2 protein-coding genes are annotated in these 1,323 nt (G+C 73.2%); one reads left to right on the plus strand and one right to left on the minus strand.

From position 1 onward, the window contains the following. Nucleotides 1-621, plus strand: a 621-nt coding sequence (locus SSNG_RS38065; RefSeq protein WP_050779692.1) for a hypothetical protein, incomplete at its 5' end; no start/stop codon positions are given. A 6-nt stretch (nt 622-627) separates the two neighbouring features. Here SSNG_RS38065 and SSNG_RS21590 read toward each other — a convergent pair. Beyond that, complete coding sequence (locus SSNG_RS21590) at nt 628-1,146, minus strand: carboxymuconolactone decarboxylase family protein (RefSeq protein ID WP_007266012.1); 519 nt, start codon at nt 1,144-1,146, stop codon at nt 628-630. Nucleotides 1,147-1,323: the final 177 nt, after the last annotated feature.

Below are 1,323 nucleotides of genomic sequence, written 5' to 3' on the forward strand. Positions count from 1 at the left end.
GCGGCCGTCGTGGGCGGCGCCGCCGTCGCGGCGTGGATGCTGCTGGGCGCCGAGGACGGCGCGGGCGGGGACGCGCGGCCGCCCGCGTCCCCGTCGGGGCAGCAGACGGCTCCGGATCCCGGCCCCTCCTCGCCCGGGCCCACGAGCCCGTCGCCGACGCCGCCGAGCCCGTCGCCGAGCACCGGCGGCGGCCACACCGTGGTGCACAACGAGAACGGCTTCTCGGTCGCGGTCCCCCAGGGCTGGGAGCCCAGCACCGACGAGACGGGCAGCGGCTCCTTCTACCGCCGGCCCGGGGACCGCAGCGCCCTGCTCCAGATCTTCCGGGTCACGGAGAGCAGCGCCATGGGCTCCTGCACGCTGCTCCAGATCTCCTCGGACCAGCTGAAGGCGAACCCCGGCTACCGGCAGGTCTCCATCGAGCCGACCGCGGGGACCGGCTGCGAGCTGGTCTACGAGTACGACAGCTCGGAGTCCAACGGCCGCCGCCGGGGCATGGAGCGGATCGTCACCACCCCCGACGGCCGTCGCTGGGCGCTGCTGGCGGCCGGACCGGCCGCCGACGCCACGACGACGCGCGCGAACCTGACGGCGGCCCTGGAGTCGTTCCGGCCGGACTGATCAGGATCAGGCCTTCTTGGCCGTCGGCGGGGTGTAGTGGCCCGGGGTCATGCGGGTGGTGACGCCGATCCGGTTCCAGACGTTGATCGTCGCGATGACGGCGATCAGCTGGGCCAGCTCGGCCTCCTCGAAGTGCTTCGCGGCCCGCGCGTACACCTCGTCCGGCACGAAGCCGTCCGTCAGGACGGTGACGGCCTCGGTCAGCTCGATCGCGGCCAGCTCCTTCTCGGTGTAGAAGTGCCGCGACTCCTCCCAGGCGCCGAGCAGCAGGATGCGCTCGACGCTCTCGCCGGCGGCGAGCGCGTCCTTGCTGTGCATGTCCATGCAGAAGGCGCAGTGGTTGATCTGGGAGGCGCGGATCTTGACGAGTTCGACGAGGCTCGGGTCCAGGCCCTTCTTGGCCGCGATCTCCAGGCCGATGACGGCCTTGTAGACCTCGGGGGCGACCTTCGCGTACTGCATGCGGGGGGCGTGCTCGGCGGCGAACTCGGCGGCGTGGGCGTGGGTGCTGGTCTGGGTGCTCATGCGTCCAACGTAGGGGCGGGGCGGCCCGCGTATATGGTCCATTCCCATGACCGGTTCATGGGCCACTTTCGGAGCCGACCTGCACGTGGACCTCGCCGCGGCGGCGGGCGTCCGGGGCCTGCGGGCCGCGCTGACGGATGCGCTGCGGGAGGCCGCGCGCAGCGGGCGGCTCGCGCC

This window comes from Streptomyces sp. C, assembly GCF_000158895.1.
In the GTDB taxonomy this organism is placed as follows: domain Bacteria; phylum Actinomycetota; class Actinomycetes; order Streptomycetales; family Streptomycetaceae; genus Streptomyces; species Streptomyces racemochromogenes.

What these genes read in the sequence shown, in the direction of transcription:
- SSNG_RS21590 (WP_007266012.1), bottom strand. Translation starts at nt 1,146, where the DNA reads ATGAGCACCCAGACCAGCACCCACGCCCACGCCGCCGAGTTCGCCGCC.